This window comes from Actinoplanes sp. HUAS TT8, assembly GCF_051380535.1.
GTDB lineage: Bacteria > Actinomycetota > Actinomycetes > Mycobacteriales > Micromonosporaceae > Actinoplanes.
Genome location: NZ_CP195646.1, coordinates 10,773,064 through 10,793,857 on the forward strand (window position 1 = coordinate 10,773,064; position 20,794 = coordinate 10,793,857).

General features: G+C 71.3%; 19 protein-coding genes. 6 read left to right on the top strand and 13 right to left on the bottom strand.

Features of this window, described 5'->3' with window-relative positions:
- Positions 1-175: 175 nt before the first annotated feature.
- The 10 genes from ACSHV8_RS48210 to ACSHV8_RS48255 form a co-directional block, all read right to left on the bottom strand.
- Positions 176-1,279: a Pecanex-like protein 1 gene (locus tag ACSHV8_RS48210; RefSeq protein ID WP_436527198.1), complete on the bottom strand. Its 1,104-nt coding sequence runs from the start codon at positions 1,277-1,279 to the stop codon at positions 176-178.
- 45 nt (positions 1,280-1,324) lie between these two features.
- Complete coding sequence (locus ACSHV8_RS48215) at positions 1,325-2,086, bottom strand: DUF4142 domain-containing protein (protein WP_436537312.1); 762 nt, start codon at positions 2,084-2,086, stop codon at positions 1,325-1,327.
- Positions 2,087-2,103: 17 nt separating this feature from the next.
- Positions 2,104-2,790: a hypothetical protein gene (locus tag ACSHV8_RS48220; protein WP_436527199.1), complete on the bottom strand. Its 687-nt coding sequence runs from the start codon at positions 2,788-2,790 to the stop codon at positions 2,104-2,106.
- 202 nt (positions 2,791-2,992) lie between these two features.
- The gene (locus ACSHV8_RS48225) at positions 2,993-3,772 is read right to left on the bottom strand and encodes a hypothetical protein (RefSeq protein WP_436527200.1); all 780 of its coding nucleotides are present in this window, start codon (positions 3,770-3,772) and stop codon (positions 2,993-2,995) included.
- Positions 3,769-4,452, bottom strand: a complete 684-nt coding sequence (locus tag ACSHV8_RS48230; RefSeq protein WP_436527201.1) for a sigma-70 family RNA polymerase sigma factor — start codon at positions 4,450-4,452, stop codon at positions 3,769-3,771. Before ACSHV8_RS48230 ends, ACSHV8_RS48225 begins: the two co-directional genes overlap by 4 nt.
- Before the next feature lie 1,100 nt (positions 4,453-5,552).
- Positions 5,553-6,521 (bottom strand): hypothetical protein, encoded by a 969-nt coding sequence (locus ACSHV8_RS48235; RefSeq protein ID WP_436527202.1) that lies wholly within the window; start codon positions 6,519-6,521, stop codon positions 5,553-5,555.
- Positions 6,518-9,016: an AAA family ATPase gene (locus ACSHV8_RS48240; RefSeq protein ID WP_436527203.1), complete on the bottom strand. Its 2,499-nt coding sequence runs from the start codon at positions 9,014-9,016 to the stop codon at positions 6,518-6,520. Before ACSHV8_RS48240 ends, ACSHV8_RS48235 begins: the two co-directional genes overlap by 4 nt.
- A complete protein-coding gene (locus ACSHV8_RS48245) occupies positions 9,013-10,164 on the bottom strand; it encodes an exonuclease SbcCD subunit D (RefSeq protein ID WP_436527204.1) in 1,152 nt (383 codons plus the stop codon). Before ACSHV8_RS48245 ends, ACSHV8_RS48240 begins: the two co-directional genes overlap by 4 nt.
- A gap of 15 nt (positions 10,165-10,179) precedes the next feature.
- Positions 10,180-11,925, bottom strand: coding sequence for an ATP-binding protein (locus tag ACSHV8_RS48250; protein WP_436527205.1), 1,746 nt, complete (start codon positions 11,923-11,925; stop codon positions 10,180-10,182).
- Positions 11,926-12,034: 109 nt separating this feature from the next.
- A complete protein-coding gene (locus tag ACSHV8_RS48255; RefSeq protein ID WP_436527206.1) occupies positions 12,035-12,745 on the bottom strand; it encodes a pyrimidine reductase family protein in 711 nt (236 codons plus the stop codon).
- 324 nt (positions 12,746-13,069) lie between these two features.
- On the opposite strand from ACSHV8_RS48255, the gene ACSHV8_RS48260 reads away from it, so the two are divergent.
- Both ACSHV8_RS48260 and ACSHV8_RS48265 read left to right on the top strand, forming a co-directional pair.
- Entirely contained in the window at positions 13,070-13,780 is a 711-nt protein-coding gene (locus tag ACSHV8_RS48260; RefSeq protein ID WP_436537314.1) for an amino acid-binding protein, read from the top strand.
- Positions 13,781-13,909: 129 nt separating this feature from the next.
- On the top strand, positions 13,910-14,956 hold the full coding sequence (locus ACSHV8_RS48265; RefSeq protein WP_436527207.1) for a GNAT family N-acetyltransferase: 1,047 nt from the start codon (positions 13,910-13,912) through the stop codon (positions 14,954-14,956).
- 56 nt (positions 14,957-15,012) lie between these two features.
- On the opposite strand, the gene ACSHV8_RS48270 is transcribed toward ACSHV8_RS48265, so the two are convergent.
- On the bottom strand, positions 15,013-15,207 hold the full coding sequence (locus ACSHV8_RS48270) for a hypothetical protein (protein ID WP_436527208.1): 195 nt from the start codon (positions 15,205-15,207) through the stop codon (positions 15,013-15,015).
- Entirely contained in the window at positions 15,207-16,202 is a 996-nt protein-coding gene (gene bioB, locus ACSHV8_RS48275; protein ID WP_436527209.1) for a biotin synthase BioB, read from the bottom strand. The genes ACSHV8_RS48270 and bioB overlap by 1 nt, the downstream gene beginning before the upstream one ends.
- Before the next feature lie 85 nt (positions 16,203-16,287).
- Between bioB and ACSHV8_RS48280 the strand changes: the two genes are divergently transcribed.
- The 4 genes from ACSHV8_RS48280 to ACSHV8_RS48295 all read left to right on the top strand — a co-directional run bounded on the left by ACSHV8_RS48280 (position 16,288) and on the right by ACSHV8_RS48295 (position 20,116).
- Positions 16,288-17,424, top strand: coding sequence for an 8-amino-7-oxononanoate synthase (locus tag ACSHV8_RS48280; protein WP_436527210.1), 1,137 nt, complete (start codon positions 16,288-16,290; stop codon positions 17,422-17,424).
- A gap of 341 nt (positions 17,425-17,765) precedes the next feature.
- Positions 17,766-18,521, top strand: coding sequence for a dethiobiotin synthase (gene bioD / locus ACSHV8_RS48285; protein ID WP_436537316.1), 756 nt, complete (start codon positions 17,766-17,768; stop codon positions 18,519-18,521).
- 81 nt (positions 18,522-18,602) lie between these two features.
- The gene (locus ACSHV8_RS48290; RefSeq protein WP_436527211.1) at positions 18,603-19,400 is read left to right on the top strand and encodes an ROK family protein; all 798 of its coding nucleotides are present in this window, start codon (positions 18,603-18,605) and stop codon (positions 19,398-19,400) included.
- Positions 19,397-20,116 (top strand): HAD family hydrolase, encoded by a 720-nt coding sequence (locus tag ACSHV8_RS48295; RefSeq protein WP_436537318.1) that lies wholly within the window; start codon positions 19,397-19,399, stop codon positions 20,114-20,116. The genes ACSHV8_RS48290 and ACSHV8_RS48295 overlap by 4 nt, the downstream gene beginning before the upstream one ends.
- A 5-nt stretch (positions 20,117-20,121) precedes the next feature.
- Here ACSHV8_RS48295 and ACSHV8_RS48300 read toward each other — a convergent pair whose 3' ends face one another.
- Positions 20,122-20,748 carry a class I SAM-dependent methyltransferase gene (locus ACSHV8_RS48300; RefSeq protein ID WP_436527212.1) on the bottom strand — a complete coding sequence of 209 codons (627 nt, stop codon included), beginning with the start codon at positions 20,746-20,748 and terminating at the stop codon, positions 20,122-20,124.
- Positions 20,749-20,794: the final 46 nt, after the last annotated feature.

Below are 20,794 nucleotides of genomic sequence, written 5' to 3' on the forward strand. Positions count from 1 at the left end.
CGATCACCCGGTTGCGGAGCGGTGCCCCGGGTGGAGGCCGGGCAACTGTGGTTCCGTCCGGCAGGGGGAAGGACGGTCGGCGGGCCCGAAGGGGGGTCCCGGCGAGGACACCGTGGGAATGTGCCCTCTCCGGTTCGGGCCCGCCGAACAGCTGTGCTCCGCGGGCTTTACAGGGTCAGCGCACCCGGATCTTGACCACGTCGAACGCCGGGGTCTGGTTGGCGCGCTCCATCATCGGGATACGGTGCGAGCCGTCACCGGCCCACGAGGCGCACTGCGCGGTGCCGGCGGTCGGCAGGCCGGGCACCTGGATGGTGACCGTGTCCGGGGTGGCGCCGCCCTTGCTGTCCTCGGTCGCCACGAAGAACGCGGGCACCGGGTCCGGGGCCGGAGCCTCGGTCAGGCTGGTGAGCATCCGGCAGGCGGTGTGGAAGTGGCCGCGGACCAGGCCGTTCTGCAGCACGCTGGACTCGACGTAGTAGCCGCCCTGGCCGGCCGCGAGGAAGCGGTCGCGGATCAGGTTCCGGGTGCTGACCTGCAGGGTGAACGCGGTGTTCCGGTTGACCTGACGCGGCGCCTGGGTGATCAGCAGCGACGGGTTGTTCGCGGCCGAACCGACCTCACCGAACTCGGTGCTGACGCAGCGGTCGCCCTTCTGGAAGCCGTCGTGGGCGGGCAGGTTGCTGGTCGCGCAGCTGTTGGTCAGGATGCCGAGGCCGGCGCCGGGCGGGGCGGTGCTGGGGGCCGCGGTCGCGCCGCCGCCGTTGTTCCCACCACCGTTGTTGTTGCCACCGCCGTTGTTGCCGTTGTTGTTCCCACCGTTGTTACCGGCCGGAGCGCTGCTGGCGCCGGCCGACGGCGCGCTGCTCGCCGCCCCGCCGTTGTTACCGCCGTTGTTCCCGCCGTTGTTGTTCTTGCCGCCGCGACCCTTCTGGGTGTTGGCGACGTTCTTCATCACCCAGTCCCGGCAGCGGGCGCGCACCTGCTCGGTGGTCGCCACGTTGGCGGCGCCGTCGTCCGGGTGCTGCGTGACCGTGCCGTTGTTGGTGGTGTAGTCGGTCCGGCGGGTGTTCGTCGACAGCTTGGTCTGACCACCGGCCTTCAGGTTGTCGCAGGCCGCGAGCGCGGTCTTCTGACCGTCGTTGGTGCTCGCGCTGGAGATCTGCGTAACCGTCACGATGCCGCCGAACGCCGCCAGCGTGGCCGCCACGGCGATGATCCGGCGACGCCCGCTGAACCACTTAGAGTCGTTAGCGCGCCGGTACTTGGACCTTCGCATGGGTGACACCTTTCTTCGTCGCCGTCGGGGCGATATCTCTCGGGGCTACCGCGAACGGAAGATGCGCATGGTGGTGATCACGCCGATCACCAGTGCGGCAGCAAGGACGAGCAGGACTACCGTGTTGCTGAGACCAGGCACTCCGCCGCCGTTGCTGGCCGCCTGGATCATCTGGTTGTCGATCGGGACCGGACCCTTCTGGGCCGGGTTGACCGGCGCGGCCACCGTCGGCAGCGCGCCGTAGTCGACGACGCCGCTGCTCTCCAGCAGAGTCATGTGTGTCATCACGAACTGGTTGGCCTGCTGGGCCAGCTTGCGGACCGTGTCGTTGCGCGTACCGGCCCGGATGCTGGCGATGGCCGGGAAGATCTTGCCGTGCGCGGCGCGGAGCCGGTCGACGAAGATCTGGTCGAACTGGGCCCCCGAGGCGTTCTTCATCTCGTTGAGCCAGCCCTGCTGGTCACCGTTGGGCTGGTTCGGCAGCTCGATGTTGAGCTTCTTGGCCGCCGCCCGGTCCAGGTTGTCCAGAGAGACGTGCTGCGCCGCGATCGACTTGCCGATCTTGACGACGTTCGGGTCGTTCGACTTCTCCTGGGCCATGTTGCCGGCCGGGATCTCCCAGAGCCCGGCCAGCCGGACCTTGATCACGAAGTCGATGTCGGCCGGGCTGATCGCGCCCTTGGCCGTGTCGGTGAGCCCCGTGTTCGGGGGAACCGGAACCGGGTCGTCGGCGGCCAGGGCCGGCGCGGCCGGCGTCAGAAGGAACGCCAGCGTCACCGCCGCGGCGCCGACCAGCCAGGATTTAATCTTCACACCCATCACCATCAGTAGCTAATGTCGCCGCTGGAGTCGCCGGAGTCCGCGGGCGGCGCGACCGGCTTCGAGATCTTCGGAAGGCAGGTGAGGTTCTTCGTGCCGGTCGGAGTGATGACGAACCACTTGCCGTTGACGTTCTGGCCCTTCCACGAACCGGCCTTCTTGTCACCGACGTAGCCGTAGAGCGGCCAGCCCTTGAGCGTCAGCTGCTTGGTGCCGTCGGCCCGGGTCACCGTGCCGACCAGTTTGGAGTCGACGCCCTTGATGGTCGGCTTGGCGTCGTTGGTCAGCGCCGGCGGCCAGATCTTGGCGCAGTCACCGTTGCAGTTGGACTTGCTCGGGTTGTCGCCGTCGTCGTCGAACCGGTAGAGCACGAAGCCCTTCTGGTTCTCCACGACCTTGCCCATCTTCGGCACCGAGGTGCCGGTGAGCGAGGTGGTCACCAGGTTCTCGGCGACCTTGGTGCCGCTGTCGGCCGGGGCCGGCTCGGCAGTGGACGCGGGGTCGGCCACGTTCGGGTCGACCGCACCCGCGGTCGACTCGGCGCCCGGGGTCGCCGCCACGTCGGCCGCGGCGGGCTCGGCGGCGTTGCCGTAGTCGGCCGCGTTGTAGCTGGCCGGGGCGCAGCCGGGTAGTGCGACCAGTGCCGCCAGCGCCGCGCTGGCGACCATCAACTTGCGCTTGTCCGGTGCCACTGGGCTCCTCCAGCTGATCGAAACCTCTAGCCTTTTCCGCGCAGTAGTACGGGACCTGTGCGGTAGCGGTTGAATATTCGGCTCGATCAAATTGGGGAATTTTTGTTTGAACCCTCCACCGGGTCGCGTACGTAAAGGAATGGCCCGGACGACGAAAAAGGGCCCAGCCGGTATCGGCTGAGCCCTTTTCGTGTTCGTACGATTACGGAATGCTTACCAGCGTCTCCGAAGTGCCGCCGGCCGAGAGCTCCTGAACCTGCACGTGGGCGATGTCGTCCCGCGGGGTGCCGGTGACCGCCTGCAGCAGCAGGGGTGCCGGGTTGGCCGCGGTGCCCCAGCCCTTCTCGCCGATCGTCCAGCTGGCCACCCGCTCGGACGTACCGTCCGTGTGGACCAGGGTCAGCGCGCAGGTCTTCGGGCCCTTGAGGTTGGAGACGGCGAAGGAGATCTGGGTGCCCCAGTCCTTCTTCTCCAGGCCGACCGCGGCGCTCACGTTGGTGCGGGTGTCGGTGCCGCTGTAGTTCTCACCCGGCAGGCGGGTGCCGCCGATGCCGACCCCGTTGCTGTCCGGCAGCGGGTCGAGCTGGTCGCTGCCGCGCTGGGCGGTCGTGCCCGGGTTGGTGGTCGCCGAGTCGCCGCCGAGCCACTTGCCGCCGGCGAAGAGCGCGCCGATGGAGAGCATCGCGAAGATGACCACGGCGGCGGCCAGCGAGTAGAGCCGGCGGCTGTTGGCCCGGCTCCGGTCGGAGCGCACCTCGTGCATCATCTTGGTGAGAAGGAGCGCGTCCTTCTCCGACTTCTCCGCGGCCAGCAACGCCTCCGCGTCGACGTCGGCCAGCACGTCCGCGACCTGGACGAACGACTCCAGCTCGTAGGCGCACTGCGGGCAGTCGATCAGGTGGTCCTCGAAGCGGCCGGCGTCACGGTCGTCGAGCACGCCGAGGGCGTACGACGCGACGTCGTAGTGCTCTTCCTGGGTCATTCCGTCACCCCCCGCTGCTGCAGAGCGGTACGCAGCGCACGCAGAGCGTAATACACCCGCGACTTCGCGGTACCCAACGGAAGGCCGAGAGTTTCGGCCGCCTCGGGCACGGTCCGTCCCCGGAAGTACGTCTCGATCAGGATCTCCCGGTGCGAATGGCTCAACTGACGGAGCGCGTCCGACACGGTCATGGACTGCAGCACGCGGTCCGTGTCGTCGGCCGTGCTCGGGAAGCTCTCCAGCTCCCGATCGTACGTCTCCGCGGGGCGCGCGTTGGCGCTGCGGTGCTCGTCGATCGCGATCCGGCGGGCGACCGTGACCAGCCACGGGCGCAGCGACTGCTGACCCTGCGCGCCGAGCCGGTGCGCGTTGCGCCAGGCCCGCAGCAGCGTCTCCTGCACGATGTCCTCGGCGCGCTGCCGGTCACCGCCGGTCAGTCGCAGCACGAACATCAGCAACGGTCCCGCGTGCTCTTCGTAGAGCAGCTTGACCAGAGTGTCCTCATGGCTGGCACCGGTATCCGGCTGGGCTCCGTGCCGAGCCGACTGCTGGCGGGGAATCACCGAACCGTCATCCTGCGCACCGCGCCCTCCGTCGACCGCCTGCCACCTGCTTCCGGAGTGTCGCGCCATCACACGCACCCTCTCCGGCGTGAGCCGCTTCTCGGCCACCGCATGCATCGATTCCTCCGCCCGGACCTTTCCCCGTCGCCTGAGATACGGCTGGGGGGCCCGGCCGGGATCAAAGCCGGCGCGAGATTTTCCGGGACACGCGGTCTCAAGGGTCCTCCGCTGTGGTGACGATCGTGTGGGCGTGCCGGGCCGCGGATCACGGGGGGATTGATCTACGCCGATTCGGACGCCAGGTAAGGCGGAATGATACTCAGTGACATCGGGACCGAGACATGGCTCTGAGAATAATTTCCCCCGACCGAAGAGAGCGTGATCTCGCTCCGTGAACGCGTGATTCCGTTGCGTGCGCACGGATGAGTAATGTGTGGTGAAAGGCGTGGCCGCCGAACCGTTCGGGGGATGCCCGGATATCTCTTGGACCCTTTCGGGCGACACCCGGTGGGGAGCGCTCCCATTTCTTGATCTTGCTGCTGGGGCGCCTCTGGATCTTGTAAGCGACTGTTTACCAGATCTTGGTCCGGAGCGCGGGGGCGGTGCTTTTCCGGCTGGTCCGGACCAGTTATGGAGCCACTCCGACTAAATTCGTTTAGTTGGTCGAAGTGTTCCGATATGCGGGCTCGCATCCCGATAAGTGAGACAGCGTCCCGAAGCCGGCGCGAGGTCCGCTTGCCGCCGCCGGCTCCACCCACCCAAAACCAACCGCCTGAGACGTACGGCCACAGCCCCGCCCACCCAAACCCGCCGCTCCCCACCCGGCCCTCCACGCGACCCGCCCTGCCCGTGGCCATTGCACGCCGCCGCGCCCCCACGCGACCCCCGCCCCACTCACCCCCGCGGCGCGGCTTGCGGTCTGCGGCTGGTGCTCACGGCTGTAAAACCCGGTGGGATCAGCCGTGAGCGCCAGCCGGCGGTGTGTGCCGCGCGGTGTGCTGGGCCGACGCGATGTTGGCGGCCTGCTTGCTGTCCGCGGCGCGGCTTGCGGTCTCCGGCTGGTGCTCACGGCTGTAAAACCCGGCCGAAGCAGCCCTGAGCGCCAGCCGGGCTGCCCGCGGTGTCCGGCATGCCCAGCCCCGCGGCCGGGCCGACCGCGAGCGACCGCGAGCGACCGCGAGCGGGCTCGGGTGGGCTCGGGTGGGCTCGGGGTGGGGTCAGCGGGTTTGGGAGGTGGCCAGGGCCAGGGCGCGGTGCAGGACCCGGGAGTCGCCGAGCATGCCGCGCAACCGCCGCTCCAGCCCGGCGATCGGGACGAGGTTCTGCGGGGCGCGCGGATCCTTGTACGACGCCGACGCGAACCGCGGCAGCGTCGCCTGGGACTGCGCGGCCAGTTCGATCGCCTGCTCCACGGTCAGATCGGGCGAGCATTCGACCCGCACGATCCCGGACCACGGCGCCCCGGTCGCCCCGGGCAGCCGCAGGTACCACGACCAGCCGCCCCACACCGTCCCCAGGTGGAAGACGGGGGTCCGCTGGGCCGGCCGCAGCGTGGTCACCACGGTGGTCAGCGCGGCCGGCAGGTACTGCTTCTGCTGCGTCTTCACGTACCCGATGGTGCGTGGCAGTTGTCGCCGGTTGCGCAGCGGACCGTCCACGATGAGCAGGTCGGCGCCGTCCGACCCGGTGTCCCGGGCCGCGCTCGAGATCTCGATCTCCAGTGCGGTCAGCGGCCCCTGCACGGCGGCCGGGAGTTTGCTGGCCTCGCCGCTGCCGTTGATCCGGTGGATCTCGTACCGGACCGTGCCGGCCTGCAGATCCGAAACGGAGGGGCTGGCGGTGAACAGCCCGCGTCCGACCCGGGCGGAGACGAGGTCGGCCACGCCGTTCCTCAGGTCGCACCGGACGACGCCGGCCGCGAAGGACGCCGCGAGCCCGGCGAAGGAGGTGCCGTCGTCCTCCGCCGTCCAGATCTGCGCGTCGTTGCGCCGGACGCCGTCGACCAGGAACACCACGTCGGGCGGGCGGGCGCCGGAGGGTACGTCGATCGGCGCCCATTCGGCGGCCGGCACCTCCACATCGGTGTCGACCTGGGCGCTGCTGGGCGAGGCCGGCCCTTCGCCGTCCCCGCCCTCGAAGCTGGCCCCGTACGCCGGGTCCCACATGTCGACGAACATCCGTGTCACAGGCCGACCCTTTCGACGTACGCCGTCCGTGCGTCCTTGTGCACCTCGAACCGCACCGGCACCCGTTCGGCCAGCGCGTGCACGTGGGTGACCAGCCCGACCATCCGGTCACCGCGGGCGGCCAGGTTCTCCAGGGTGGCCGCGACCACGTCCAGGGTGGCCGCGTCCAGGGTGCCGAAGCCCTCGTCCAGCACGATCGACTCCAGGCTGGCGGCGGTCGTGCTCATCCCGGCCAGCTGTTCGGACAGGGCCAGGGCGAGGGCCAGCGACGCCTGGAACGTCTCGCCGCCGGAGAGGGTGCGCACGCCCCGCCGCAGCCCGGCGTCGTGGTGGTCGATGACGTAGAACTCGCCCTTGTCGTGCATCAACTCGTACTGCCCGCCGGTGAGCTCGCGCAGGATCCGGGACGCGCCGTCGACGAGCATGTCGAGCGCCTCCTCGAGCAGCCAGCGCTCGAAGTTGTTGGCCCGCAGGTGACCGGCCAGCGACTTGGCGACCCGGCTCTCCTGGACCAGCGTCATGCGTTGTTCCTGCTGTTCGCGGGCCTGTTCGAGACGTTCGACGGTCCGCTGCCAGGCCGCTTCGGCCCGCTCGGCGGTGACCGCGGCGGCCCGGATCAGGGTGGACTCGGCGTCGACCGGGGACGCGGCCGGCGGCTGCACCCCGGCCGCGGTGAAGAGCGCGACGATCGCCGAGTGCGCCCCGGCGGTCGACTGCTGGGCCGCGCGCACGGCCGCCTCGGCCTCGGCCCGCCGGTCGGAGCGGGTGGCGTGCTCGCCCCGGGCCCAGTCGACCAGGGTGTGCCAGGCGGCGGCCAGGTCGTCCCGGTCGGCCGGCGGCGGTACGAAACGGGCCAGCCCGTCCCGTACCGCATCGAATTTCCGCCAGGCGGATCGCTGTTGCTCCTCCGCGGCCCGGACCGACGTCTGCGCGGAGCGCAGCGTGTCCCGGGCCGAGCGGACGCCCGCGGTGGCGTCCTCCAGCTGGCCCTGCAGGCGCCCGAACTCGGCCAGCTGCTGTTTGATCGCCTCGACCCCGGGCAGGCCCTGGACGGTCTTGCGAACCTCGGCCAGCCGGGTCAGATGGTGTTCATACTGCCCGCGCTTGCGTTCGAGGTCGCTCTCCAGGTTGCGGGCGACCGCGTCGCGCTGCTGCCAGCGGGCGGTCGCCTGCTCGGCCGCCTCCCGCGCGGCGGCCCCGGCGGCCTCGGCCAGCCGCACCGCGGACTCGCGCGGCACCTCCGGCACCACGGTGACGGTCTGCTCACAGACCGGGCAGTTGTCCCCGGCGGTCAGGTGCCCGCGCAGCGCGGTGGCGCGATCCCGCTGCTGGGCGTCCCGATAGTCCTGCCGGGCTTGTTCCAGCAGCTGCTGGGCGCCGGTGTGCTCGGACTCGGCCAGGTCGGCCGAGGTCCGGGCGTCGCGGCACTCGACCTCGGCCACCGAGACCTTGCCGGCGAACCACGCCTCCTGCTCGGTGAGACGTTCCCATTCGGTGTGCCGGTCCAGCGCCAGCCGCAGCGATCCGGGGTCGCCGGCCGCGGTCAGCTCGCCGCGGACCTTCTCCTCGGCCTCCTCGGCCTCGTGCACCGCTTCCGCCGCCTTGGCGGCGGCGTCGCGGGCGGCCAGGACCGCTCCGGTCGCTTCCGACAAACCTTGGGGGGTACGGACGGAGGACAGCAACCCCAACTCGGAGTCCAGGGTGTCGCGGGTGCTCCGGGCGCCCTCCTCGGCCGCCCGCGCCGCCCGCAGGCCGGGCATCGCGGCCTCGACGTCGGCGGTCAGTTCCCGCATCCGGGCCAGGCGGGCGGCCGCCTCCTCGACGGCCTCCTCGGTCGCGTCCTCCAGGGCGGCCAGCGACTGGTCGACCACGGTCAGCTTGGCCTCGGCCGTCTTGCCCCGCTCGGCCGCCTTGACCTGCACCTGCTCGTACATCTGCAGGCCGAGCAGGTTGATCAGGATCTGCTGCCGGGTGGCCGGCTTGGCGTGCAGGAAGTCGGCGAACTGGCCCTGCGGCAGCACCACACAGCTGGTGAACTGCTCGTAGGGCAGCCCGACGGCGTGCAGCACGGCGGCGTCCATCTCGGCCGGGACGCCGGCCAGGACCTCGCCCAGATCCTCCAGGTCCATGCCGGTGTCCAGCTTGCTGACGTCGAAGCCGGGCGGCATCAGCTGCAGCCCGGCGCCGGACGTCTTGACGTTGCCCCGCCCGTCGCGCCGGATGACGCGGGTCGCCACGTACCGGTCGCCGGCCGACTCGAAGACCAGGCGGACCCGGGCCTCGACGGCCGACGGGGCCAGCGCGTTGCCGATGCCGCGGACGCCACCCCAGCGCGGGACCTGGCCGTAGAGGGCGAAACAGATCGCGTCCAGCACCGTCGACTTGCCCGAACCGGTCGGGCCGACCAGGGCGAAGTAGTCCGCGTCGGTGAAATCCACGGTGGTCTGGTCACGGAAGACCGTGAACCCGGACATGTCCAGCCGGATGGGCCTCATTGGTTGCTGCTCACCTCGTCGTACAGCTCGTCGAAGAGCTCGCGGACGCCCTCCTCGGCGTTGCCGCGACTGTCCAGGTAGTCGCCGAAGAGCTCGCGCGGGGAACGGCCGGCGCGCTCCGCGGCGCGGGCCCCCGTGCGGTCGGGCAGCATGTCGGGGTCGATGCGGACCTCCAGGGCGTTCGGCAGCAGCTCCTGCACGTCCTCGCGCAGGCCGGGGCGGGGTGCCTCGCGCACCAGGACACGCAGCCAGGCATCCGGAAGGTTCACCGTCGCGAGCTGTTCCAAGGTTCCTTTGACAGTTCGCAAAGTGAGCGCTTCGGTCACCGGGACGTCGCGCACCTGGGCCGCCTTGTCGACGCCGACCTCGACGATCGCGACCGAGCTGACGTTCTCCTCCTCGCCGAAGTCGACGGCCAGGGGACTGCCCGAATACCGCGTCGGGCAGGGGGAGATCACCCGCTGCGCCCGGTGCAGGTGACCGAGGGCGACGTAGTGGGCGTTGGGCGGGAAGACGGTCGAGGGCACCGCGTATCCCATGATGGTGTGCGCCTCTCGTTCACCGCCGCCGGTGCTGGCCCCGACCAGGGTCAGGTGGGCGGTGACCAGGTTGACCACGCCGGGCTCGTCGAAGGACGAACTGAGCTTGGCGATCAGCCGGGCCATCAGATCGGCATAGGTCTGGTTGGCCTCGGCCTCGGTGAGCTCATACATCTCGGCGGCGCGGACCGCGAAGCGCTGGGAGAGGAACGGCAACGCCACCAGCTTCCACCGCTCGCCGCTCGCCGTCGTCCCCTCGATCAGCAGATCTCCGAGGCTGTCCCGGACCGAGCCGCGCAACTCGATGCCGGCGGCGTCGGCCCACGGGCGCAGCGCATCCAGCGCGTTCCCGTTGTCGTGGTTGCCGCCGATCGCCACCACCCGGGCCCCGGTGTTGCGCAGCGCGGAGAGCGCCCGGGTGACCAGGCGGGTCGACTCGGCCGTGGGGGCTGCGCTGTCGTACAGATCACCCGCGACGATGACCAGGTCGGGCTTCTCGGCCCGGGCGATCTCGATCACCTGGGCGAGCACCTTGGTGTGCTCCTCGAAGCGGTTCCGGCCCTTGAGGACCTTGCCGACGTGCCAGTCGGAGGTGTGCAGGATGCGCATCGCAGAACCTTAGACCTAGAACGGGATGTCGTCGTCGCCACCGGCGCGCCCGCCGATGACGGCGAACGGGTCGGCGCCCTGCACGATCGAGCGCTGCGTCTCGGCCGGTGGGGGACCGGACTCGGACTTGCGGGTGGCCCAGGCCGGGAACGGGAACTCGACGCAGAGCGGGACCGGGATGTCCGGCTGGTTGACGAACATCGTGCCCGGGCGGGCCAGCAGCGCCCGCTGGCGCATGGCCGGGGGGAGGAAACCGTATTCCGGCCGGGACGCCTCGGCCGGGTCGAGCCGGCCGACGACCCGGATCGCCGAGTTGGTCACGATGCGCCGCTCGACCTCGCTGGCCGTCTGCTGCGCGCCGATCAGGATCACGCCCAGCGAGCGGCCGCGCTCGGCGATGTCCAGCAGCACCTCCTTGATCGGGGAGGAACCCTCGCGAGGTGCGTACTTGTTCAGCTCGTCGAGGACCACGAAGAGCAGCGGACGACCGGTGCCGGCCTTCTCCTTCTCCTCGAACTCGGTCTTGAGCGTCACGCCGACCACGAACCGCTGCGCGCGATCGGGCAGGTTGTGCAGGTCGACCACGGTGACCTGGGCGCTGTCGGCGGTCTTGATCTGGTGCGGGCGGCGCTGGGCCAGGTCGCCCCGGATCAGCCGGGACAGGTCGCGCTTGCTGTTGATCATGCGGCGGGCGAACGCGTTGACCGTGCCCATGTTGACCGCGCTGCCGGCCCAGGTGCCCCGGGTCTCGTCGTCGGTGAGCTGCTCGACGATGTGGTCGACGAGATCACCGTACGACCCGATGCGGCGGCCGTCGATGCTGATGCCGCCCTCGGCCGGGACGGCGTAACGGTTCAGGTGGGCGGTCACCGAGTGGACGACCATCGTGTACTGCTGGCGCTCGTCGTCGGCGTCGGCGAACACGTACGGCAACAGCTTCAGGGAGCAGAACTCGTCGAGCGTCCAGTAGAACGAGTCGACCCCGGTCAGCCGGCCGCTCACGTCGGGGGCGCCGGACGGGTCGTTGGCCCGCGGCGGCGCGTAGACCCGGACGTCGGTGAACGGGGTGTCCGGCAGGTCCAGCAGCTTGTAGTTGGCCCGGGTGTTCTCGTCCAGCTTCGTGTTCGGGTGGTCGAGGAAGAGCAGGTCCTCACCCTTGACGTTGAAGATCAGGGCCCGCGCGTTGGCCCCGTCGGCGCCCAGCTGACCGGAACGGAACACCGAGTAGAGCAGGAACGTGGCGAAACTGGTCTTGGTGGCGACGCCGGAGATGCCGGAGATCGAGACGTGGGCGCCGCGGGTGCCGTCCAGGAAGTCCGCGTTCAGGAAGACCGGGACGCCGTCGCGGCCGGTGCCCATCGGCACGCGGCGCTCCATGCGGTCGAAGTGCAGGGCGGCGTCGCGGTCCTCACCCGTGGCGCGGTGCACGATCGCGCCGGGAGCGGGCGGAACATACAGCTCCGGGTCGACGCGCGTGGTGGTGATCTCGGCCGCCTCCTGGACCATGGCCGGCAGTGTGCCGTCGGCGATGGCGAACACGTCCGAGTCGAACTGGGCGCCCTCGTGCCGGGCCCGGACCTGGGTGACCACGCCGGAGATGGTCACCGGCTCCCGGTCCGGAAGGTCACGCTTCGTGGTCACGACGTCGTCGAGCTGCAGGTAACTGCCGGGGGCGACGGCCGTCCAGAACTGGAGCGGGGTCGCGTCGGCAGTACCAAGCACCCGCCCGACGGGGGAAGTTTCGTCAGACACGTCGATCATGGTGCCTCAGAGGTACGACAAAATCCCCACGGGATCTTCCCTCTTTCGGGTTTTCCACAACTTCTGGGGTTCATCCACAGAGTTATGCACAAGATCTTGATCGAGAGCGTCAGACACGCGGGCGCCCGTATCGGAGGAACAACATGTCCTCCCGGGTCAGCGCGTGCCGCAACGCCATCCGCCGCGGCGGCGTCCCCGGCCCGTGCGCGATGCGCCCGGCCGAACCCCCGGCCAGCAGCGGCGCGACCGTGAGGCAGAGCTCGTCGACCAGGTCGGCGGCGATCATCGAGCCGAGCAGGCCCGGACCGCCCTCGCAGAGCAGCTGTGTGGCACCGCGCTCGTGCAGCGCGGCGATCCCGGCGGCCAGGTCGACCTGCTGGTCACCGACCCGGACCAGCTCGGCGACCTCGGCGATCGGGCTGTCCGAGGGGGCGGCGCGACTGGTCAGCACGATCGGGCGGACCGGTGCGTCCGAGAAGATCAGCTGGGCCGGATCGAGATCGAGCGAGCCGGAGACGATCACCATCAGCGGGAACTCGGGGAGTCCCATGGCCGTACGCCAAGCGCGGTCTTCCGATGTGAGGCGAAGCGCGTCGTAACGCTCGGCGCGCACCGTGCCGGCGGCGACGACCAGCGCGTCGCAGACCGTCCGGAGGGTGTCGAAGACCTCCTTGTCGCCCGGCCCCTGCAGGCCGGCCGAGAGACCGTCGACGCTCACCGCGCCGTCGGCGCTGGCGATGAAGTTCACCCGGAGGGTGGGCTCCGGTAGTCGCGGATAGTGGCCGGCCAGCGCGTCGCGACCGGTGGGGAGCGTGCTCACGGGCCGGGTGGCCCGGTCACCGGTGGAACCGGCTCGGGTTCCCGATGCTGGCAGTCGCACCACGACCCGCCCTTGCACTCCCCGTGCCGCTGATCCCGGCAAGCCACGCAAATCATTCCGCAATTTTAGAGGTACGAGGTCTGTCCGACAGGCGACAGGCGGTGGCGAAGCCGGACCCTTCGTTGCCTACTCTGAGTTGTGAAATCTGGCATATCCCGCCCGGCTTGACGGCCGGGACACGGCCGTGCAACGGCTCGGAAACGCCGGGTGGGCACTGTTGTTCACCAGGACGGCGTCACCGGCCGTCGCGACGGGAGGAGTTACATGTTGCTGCGGGTTCGAGTCACCCTGCCGGACCGTCCCGGTGCTCTCGGCCAGGTCGCGCGCACCCTGGGTGTCGCCGGCGCGGACATCGTCCAGGTCGTGGTGCTGGAACGCCTCGGCGGCCGGGCCGTGGACGACTTCACCGTCGTCTGGCCGGGCGCGGCACGCGTGGAACGCCTCCTGGCCGGGCTCGCCGCCATCCCGGGAGTGCAGGTCGACGGGGTGTGGAAGGCGATAGGAGCACCGGTCAGCGGTGGTCACGACGCCGAACTGCTGGCCCAGGTCGCGGCCAACCCGGCCGACGGGCTGGCCACCCTGGTCGACGCCGTGCCCGGGCTGCTCGCGGCCGACTGGGCGGCCGCCGCGGTGGTCCCGGCCGACTGGGCCGCCCGCAACGGCGCCAACGGCGTCAACCACGAACCCCAGGTGGCGTACGCGAGCTGGCGCGCCCCGTCCCCGCTGCACCTGCCCGAGGTCACCCCGCTGCGGGCCCGCCCGTTCGCCGAGCCGGGTGGCCCGCGGTACGCGGTTGCCCCGTTCGGCCGGGGCGGCCTGGTCCTGCTCGTGGCCCGCACCGACGAGGACGACCTGCAGGCCGCCGCGTTCCACGTCACCGAGGTGGACCGGGTGGCCCAGCTGGTGCGCGCGGCCGCGGTGATCCTGGGCGACCGGCTGGACTCCGTGACGCCCGCCACGATCGCCCAGGTGTGATCGTCTTAACGGAGAAATCGCAGCTCAGGCAATAAGACGGCAACAACGTCGGGGCACTCTTGAGTCAGGGCTCGTCCGGTGGATCCGGTGGGATCGGGGCGGCGTCCAGGAGCGAAAGGAGTGCCCCGCGTGGCGTTGTGGCGAATCCGGGCGACGGTCGACGACCGCCCCGGCTACCTCTCCGTGCTGACCGCGAGTCTCGCCCTGAAATCGGTGAACATCCTCGCCGTCCAGGTGCACACCACCGAGGGCGGTGCGGTCGACGACTTCCTGGTCGACGCGCCGGACGCGATGACCGAGGCCGACGTGCTGGCCGCGGTGGCCAAGGGCCGCGGCCGGGACGCCTACGTCACCCGGGCCGAGGCCCAGGGCCTGGCCGACCAGCCGACCCGCGCGCTGGCCATGGCCGGCCGCCTGGTCCACGAGCCCGACGCGCTCGGCGAGACCCTGGCCACCCTGCTCGACGCGACCGACGTGCGCTGGCGTCCGCACCCGGCCTACGACCAGCCCGGCGTCCACGGTGGGCGGATGACCCTGGCCGACCCGGCCGGCGGGTCCTACGAGGTGCTCCGGGCGCTGCCCGCCTTCACCCCGGCCGAATACGCGCGGGCCCAGGCCCTGGTCGAGCTGGCCGCCGCGGTCACCCGCCACCAGCGGGAGAATGTGACCTTCATGCTGCCGGACGGCGCCGAGGTCACCCTGCGGCCGGCCGCCGCGGACGATCTGGCCGCCGTTCGCGAGCTGCACGACCACTGCTCGGCCACCACCCTGCGCCGACGTTACCTGGGCGGCGGCGCCCCGGTCGAGTCCCGGCTGCGCCGCCTGCTGGAACCGGCCGGCGGGGTCACCCTGCTCGCCGTCGCCGGCGGCGGGCGCGTGGTGGCGATGGCCAGCCTGCTCGCCGAGGGCGACCTGGGCGAGGTCTCGGTCCTGGTCGAGGACGCGTGGCAGCGTCGTGGCCTGGGCACCGCCCTGCTCCGGCGGCTGCGGGCCCACGCCGAGCGGGCCGGGTTCGCGGCGCTGGTCGCCCACACGGCGGCCGACAACGTGGGGATGCTGCGCACGCTGCGCCGCCTCGGCCACGGCCCGATGGATCGTGACGGCGCCCTGGTCAGCGTCACGCTGCCGGCGGCACCCCAGCCGGTCGGCGAGGAGACTCCCGCTACCTCGGGGTAGCCGGGTGAGAGGGGTGGCGGCGGGTACCGGTTCGGGCCCGCCGTCACCCAGGGTTGTCAGCTCGTGCGGAGCCCGTGCTCCACACACTTCGCGGTCCAGCCGGTCGGGACGACCTGGACCTTCATGCGGCGTCGGCAGTCCGGGCAGAACCGGGGCGGCTCCAGCTCGCGGGCCGCCGCGCAGGCCGTGTGGTCGCCCGCCGCGGCCGGCTCGCCGCACCGGTCGCAGTAGGAGCCGAGCACGGTCGCCATCAGAACGTCGCCGACAGCGACTTGACCGGCATCTTCAGATCCTGCAGGAGTTCCAGGTCGGCGGTGGCGGGCCGGCCCAGCGTCGTCAGATAGTTCCCGACGATCACGGCGTTGATGCCGCCGAGCAGCCCCTCCCGCGTGCCCAGGTCGCCCAGCGTGATCTCGCGCCCACCCGCGTACCGAAGAATGGTCTTGGGCATGGCCAGGCGGAACGCCGCGATGGCGCGCAGCGCGTCCTTGCCCTCGACCACCGGCCGGTCGCCGAGCGGCGTGCCGGGCCGCGGGTTCAGGAAGTTCAGCGGGACCTCGTGCGGGTCCAGCCGGGCCAGCTGCGCGGCGAACTCGGCCCGCTGCTCGATCGACTCGCCCAGCCCGAGGATGCCGCCGCAGCAGACCTCCATCCCGGACTCGCGGACCATGGTCAGCGTGGACCAGCGCTCTTCCCACGAATGGGTGGTTACCACGTTCGGAAAGTAGGACTCGCAGGTCTCGAGGTTGTGGTTGTACCGGTGCACGCCCATGTCGACCAGGTCGTCGACCTGTTCCTGGGTGAGCATGCCGAGGCTGGCGGCGACCTGGATGTCGACCGCCTCCTTGATCGCCTTGACGCCCTCGCGCATCTGATCCATCAGACGCTGGTCGGGACCGCGGACGGCGGCGACGATGCAGAACTCCGTGGCACCGGTCGCGGCAGTCTGCTCGGCCGCCTTGACCAGGGACGGAATGTCCAGCCAGAGGGATCGGACGGGCGACGAGAACAGCCCCGACTGGGAGCAGAAGTGGCAGTCCTCCGGGCAGCCGCCGGTCTTCAGCGAGACGATCCCCTCGACCTCGACCTCGGGGCCGCACCACTTCATCCGGACGTCGTGGGCGAGTTGGAGCAGCTCGGGAAGGTCCTCGTCGGGCAGTCGCAGGATCTCGAGGATCTCGGCCTGATCGAGGCCGGCGCCGCCGTCGAGGACCCGGGCACGGGCCCGGTCGAGGATCTGAGGCATGTCCGTACCCTACAGACTTCCCTTCCGGGCTGGGACTGTCGGAGGTGGGTGGTAGTTTCCGGTTCTCGTGATCTCTGGGGGCGTTTTGGCGGACTGGCTGGAGTCGCTCGATCGCCTGGCCCGTGAGCGGGCCAAGGCGGGACTCACCCGTCACCTGAGGCCCCGGCCGGCCGACGACTCCGTCGTCGACCTCGCCGGCAATGACTACCTCGGGCTTTCCGATCACGTCGCGGTGGTCTCGGCCGCAAGATCAGCCCTTGAGGCGTACGGGTTGGGAGCCACCGGTTCACGACTCGTCCGGGGCAGCACCGACGCCCACGCCGAGCTCGAATCGTCCCTGGCCGCGTGGCTCGGCACCGAGGCCGCCCTGGTCTTCTCGTCGGGTTACCTGGCCAACCTGGCCGTCATCCGCGCCGCCGCCACGGTCTGCGAACTGGTCGTCTCCGACGCGTACAACCACGCCTCCCTGATCGACGGCTGCAAGATCTCCGGCTTGCCGGTGACGGTCGCGCCGCACAACGATCCGGCCGGTGTCGCCGCGATCCTGGACGCCCGTCCGGGCCGCACGGCGGCCGTGGTCACCGAGTCGGTCTTCTCGGTCGACGGCGATCTGGCCCCCCTCGACGAGCTCTACGCGGTCACCTCGGCCCGGGGCGCGCTGCTGATCGTCGACGACGCGCACGCGCTCGGCCTGCTCGGCCCGTCCGGCAGCGGTGGTGTGGCCGCGGCCGGCCTGGCCGGGCGCCCCGACGTGGTCGTCACGGCCACGCTCTCCAAGTCGCTGGGCGGCGCCGGCGGGGTCGTCGCCGGTGCCGAGGCGCTGATCCGGCACCTGGTCGACACCGGCCGCACCTTCATCTACGACACCGCCCCGCCGCCCGCCGTCGTGGCCGGCGTGCGGGCCGCGGTCGACCTGGCCCGGGCCGCCGACGACCGGCGCGCGACGCTGTTCGAGCGCGGCGCCCGGATCGCCGCGCGGCTGCGGGCCGCCGGGTTCGCGGTCACCGACCCGGCCGCCGGGGTGCTGTCGGTGCCCGCGCCCGGCCCGGAGGCGGCCGTCGGCTGGGCCGCCGACTGCCGGGATCGCGGGGTGGCGGTCGGCTGCTTCCGGCCGCCGTCGACCCCGGACGGCAGCTCGCGCCTGCGTCTGACCGTCAACGCGGGCGTGCCCGAGGCGGACTTCGCCCGGGCTCTGGACGTGATCGTGGAGTGCGCACCATGAACGCCAACCCTCCCCGGACCACCCCGTCGTACCCGGGAGTCGCGGTCACCCCGCTGCCCCGGGGCTGGCGCAGCGGGGGCCACGGGCTGCCGATCGTCACGCCGGTCCGGGTGCTGGACCCGGTCGACCCGCTGCTGGCTCACGGCGGCGGACACCATGTGGGAGACGAGGGGCGGCCGGAGGGCGTACCGTCGCCGGTTGTGACCGCGCCGCCCGCCGAGCCGGAAGCCGAAGAGCCCGGCCCGACCACCAGCGACCCGGGCGTTCCGCCGCAGGCGGCGCCCGACGATGCTCCCGCGCCTCCGGGCGATGCGCCGACGTCTCCCGGCGATGCGCCCGGGGTGCAGGCCGCGCCCCGCCGCACCCCCGAGCACGGCGAATGGCACGGCATCGTCCTGGTCACCGGCACCGACACCGAGGTCGGCAAGACCATCACCACCGCCGCCGTGGCCGCCGCCGCCCAGGCCGCCGGGCTGCGTGTCGCGGTTCTCAAGCCGGGCCAGACCGGCACGATCACCGGCGCCCCGACCGACGCCGAGGTGATCACCCGCCTGGCCGGCCCGGACACGGTGAAGACCCTCGCCGAGTATCCGGAGCCGCTGGCCCCGCTGGCCGCGGCCAAGGTCGCCGAGCTGCCCCCGCTGGAGCTGTTCGACGTCGTCGACGCGATCCGGGCCGAGGCCGACAAGCACGACCTGGTCCTGGTCGAGGGCGCCGGCGGTCTGCTGGTCCCGATGGGTGTGCGTCCCTCCGGCGAGGCCTGGACGTTCGCCGACCTGGCCACCACCCTGGCGGCGAACGTGCTGGTGGTGGCCCGCGCCGGGCTGGGCACGCTGAATCACACCGCCCTCACCCTGGAGGCGCTGAGCCGTCGCGGGGTGCGGGCCCGGGTGATTCTCGGCGCCTGGCCGGCCGATCCCGAGCTGGTCCACTGGGCGAATCTGAGCGAGCTGGTCCCGCACCTGGTCGGCGCGTTGCCGGCCGGTGCCGGATCGATGGATCCGGGTGTCTTCCGGCGTTCCGCGCCGGGCTGGCTCACCCCGGCCCTGCACGGCGTGCTGGATAATTGGCGGGTGTGGGCCGAGGAAGCGGGCTGATCCGCGGCCGGCGGCGGCACCGTCGAACAGTGCGGGACTGACCGGGCAGGCGGGATCGTGAACAGTCGAGAGGGTTCGTAGATGACGAGCGAAGACCTGGCGACGCCGGTTTCCCTGGGGCGCAACCCGATCTTCACGCTGACCATCGACTGTGGCGGCGGCGGCATCAAGGGCTCGGTGCTGGACGAGGCCGGGACGATGCGGGCGCACCCGATCCGGGTCCCCACGCCGTACCCGTTGCCCCCCGAGTTGTTCGTCAAGACCCTGGTCGACCTGGCCGGCCAGTTGCCGAACGCGGATCGGGTGACGGTCGGGATGCCGGGCATGATCCGGCACGGCGTGGTGGTGGCGACCCCGCACTACGTGACCCGCAGCGGCCCCCGCACCAAGGTGGATCCGGAGTTGTTCGAGGCGTGGCGCGGTTTCGACGCCCGGACCGCGCTGGCCGAGGCGTTCGGGCTGCCCACGCTGGTGCTCAACGACGCCGAGGTGCACGGGGCCGGGGTGGTCGCGGGCACCGGCTGCGAGCTGGTGCTGACGTTGGGGACCGGGCTGGGGTGCGCGTTGTTCGACGGTGGTGAGCTGGCCCCGCATCTGGAGATGTCGCAGGCGCCGGTGCGGTGGGGGATGTCCTACGACACGTACATCGGGGAGCATGAGCGGCGTCGCCTGGGTGACGCGCTCTGGTCGCGCCGGGTTCGCAACGTGATCGAGGGGCTGCGACCGGTTTTCCTGTGGGACCGGGTCTATCTGGGTGGCGGCAATTCGCGCCTGATCACTCCGGCCCAGCTGGCCCGGATGGGTGACGACGTGGTCGTGGTGCCGAACACGGCCGGCATCGTCGGCGGTGTGCGCGCGTGGACGTTGGGGCAGCGATGATCCCGGCCGCGCTTCTGCTGGATTTCGGTGGTGTGTTGGCCGATTCGCCTCGGCCGTTCCGGGCGGCGCCGCCCGAGATCGTCCTGCGGATCTACAACCTGACCCGGGGTGTGATGACGCCGGGGGAGATCCAGGCGGCGCTGACCGAGGGCGCCGCGGCGTATGCGCGCTGGCGCGACGAGGATTCTCCGGACGAGTTGCCGCAGGCCGAGGTCTGGGAGCGGTTCGTGATCGGGAAGTGGCCGCCGGCCGCGGCGGTTCCGGTGCGCGGCGCGATCGCGAAGCTCAGCTACGAGTGGGCCTGGCGGGACGACTGGGCGTTGCGGCCGGGTATCCCGGAGGCGCTGGAGGCGTTCACGGCGGCGGGTGTCCCGCTGGCCGTGGTCAGCAACACGCTGTGCGGCGCGGCCCACCGGGATTTCCTGGCCAAGGTCGGTGTCGGGCACCTGTTCGCGGTGCAGGTGTACAGCGACGAGGCCGGTGTCCGGAAGCCGAATCCGCAGATGATCTGGAATGCGACCGACGCGCTCGGGGTGCCGCCGGCCGACTGCTGGTTCGTCGGTGACAGCCGGCGGCGGGATGTGGCCTGTGCCCGTCGCGCCGACGTCGCCAAGGCGATCCAGATGCCTTCCGGCCGGGTCGATCAGTCCCCGGATCCGGAGCCGGACGTGATCGTCGAGGACGGCTTCGGCTTGATTGGTCTTCTGTCGGAGTAAAAAGATCAGACAACCTGCCACACCGACGTACGGCGGATCGTGCAGCTCTCCAGCGCCTCGGTCACCGGCACGTCGTACGTGGCCCGTTTGACCAGCCCCGGCGGCAGGTAAGCCCGCCCCGGGTCCCCGACCAGCACGAGCGACCCCCGCCCGGCCGCCCGCCGCAGATACGGCAGCACCCGTGCGGCCATCTCCCGGCTGTAGAACACGTCGCCGGCCAGGACCACCCCGTACTTCTCGTCCGTGTCCAGCAGGTCCGCTTCGACGGTCTCCACCGCCATCCCGTTGTCCTCGGCGTTGGCCGCGGCGGCGGCCAGCGACAGCGGGTCGATGTCGTTGGCGACCACCGGCCGTGCCCCGGCGACCGCCGCCGCGACCGCGACGAGCCCGGATCCGGTGGCCAGGTCGAGCACGCTGCGCCCGGCGACCAGCGTCGGATCGTCCAGGATGTGCCGGGCCAGCGCCTGCCCGCCGGCCCAGGCGAACGCCCAGAACGGCGGCGGCTGCTCGGCCCCGCCCGCCTCGGTGGCCTCCCAGAGCGCGATCGGTTCCTCGGCCTGCCGGAGTCGAACTTCCGGCACGAAGGCGACCGGCGCCAGGACGGTGTGGGCACGTACGAAATCGAGGAGCACCCGACGATTGTGCCCTTTCCCTCAGATCGGTGATCTACCAGCCGAA

Bases quoted from the DNA above. Each gene is read 5' to 3' on its own strand.
- ACSHV8_RS48245 (WP_436527204.1), bottom strand. From the start codon at position 10,164: ATGCGCATCCTGCACACCTCCGACTGGCACGTCGGCAAGGTCCTCAAG.
- ACSHV8_RS48225 (WP_436527200.1), bottom strand. From the start codon at position 3,772: ATGACCCAGGAAGAGCACTACGACGTCGCGTCGTACGCCCTCGGCGTG.
- ACSHV8_RS48260 (WP_436537314.1), top strand. From the start codon at position 13,070: ATGTTGCTGCGGGTTCGAGTCACCCTGCCGGACCGTCCCGGTGCTCTC.
- ACSHV8_RS48250 (WP_436527205.1), bottom strand. From the start codon at position 11,925: ATGATCGACGTGTCTGACGAAACTTCCCCCGTCGGGCGGGTGCTTGGT.
- ACSHV8_RS48270 (WP_436527208.1), bottom strand. From the start codon at position 15,207: ATGGCGACCGTGCTCGGCTCCTACTGCGACCGGTGCGGCGAGCCGGCC.
- ACSHV8_RS48210 (WP_436527198.1), bottom strand. From the start codon at position 1,279: ATGCGAAGGTCCAAGTACCGGCGCGCTAACGACTCTAAGTGGTTCAGC.
- bioB (WP_436527209.1), bottom strand. From the start codon at position 16,202: ATGCCTCAGATCCTCGACCGGGCCCGTGCCCGGGTCCTCGACGGCGGC.
- ACSHV8_RS48240 (WP_436527203.1), bottom strand. From the start codon at position 9,016: ATGAGGCCCATCCGGCTGGACATGTCCGGGTTCACGGTCTTCCGTGAC.
- ACSHV8_RS48295 (WP_436537318.1), top strand. From the start codon at position 19,397: ATGATCCCGGCCGCGCTTCTGCTGGATTTCGGTGGTGTGTTGGCCGAT.
- ACSHV8_RS48290 (WP_436527211.1), top strand. From the start codon at position 18,603: ATGACGAGCGAAGACCTGGCGACGCCGGTTTCCCTGGGGCGCAACCCG.
- ACSHV8_RS48230 (WP_436527201.1), bottom strand. From the start codon at position 4,452: ATGCATGCGGTGGCCGAGAAGCGGCTCACGCCGGAGAGGGTGCGTGTG.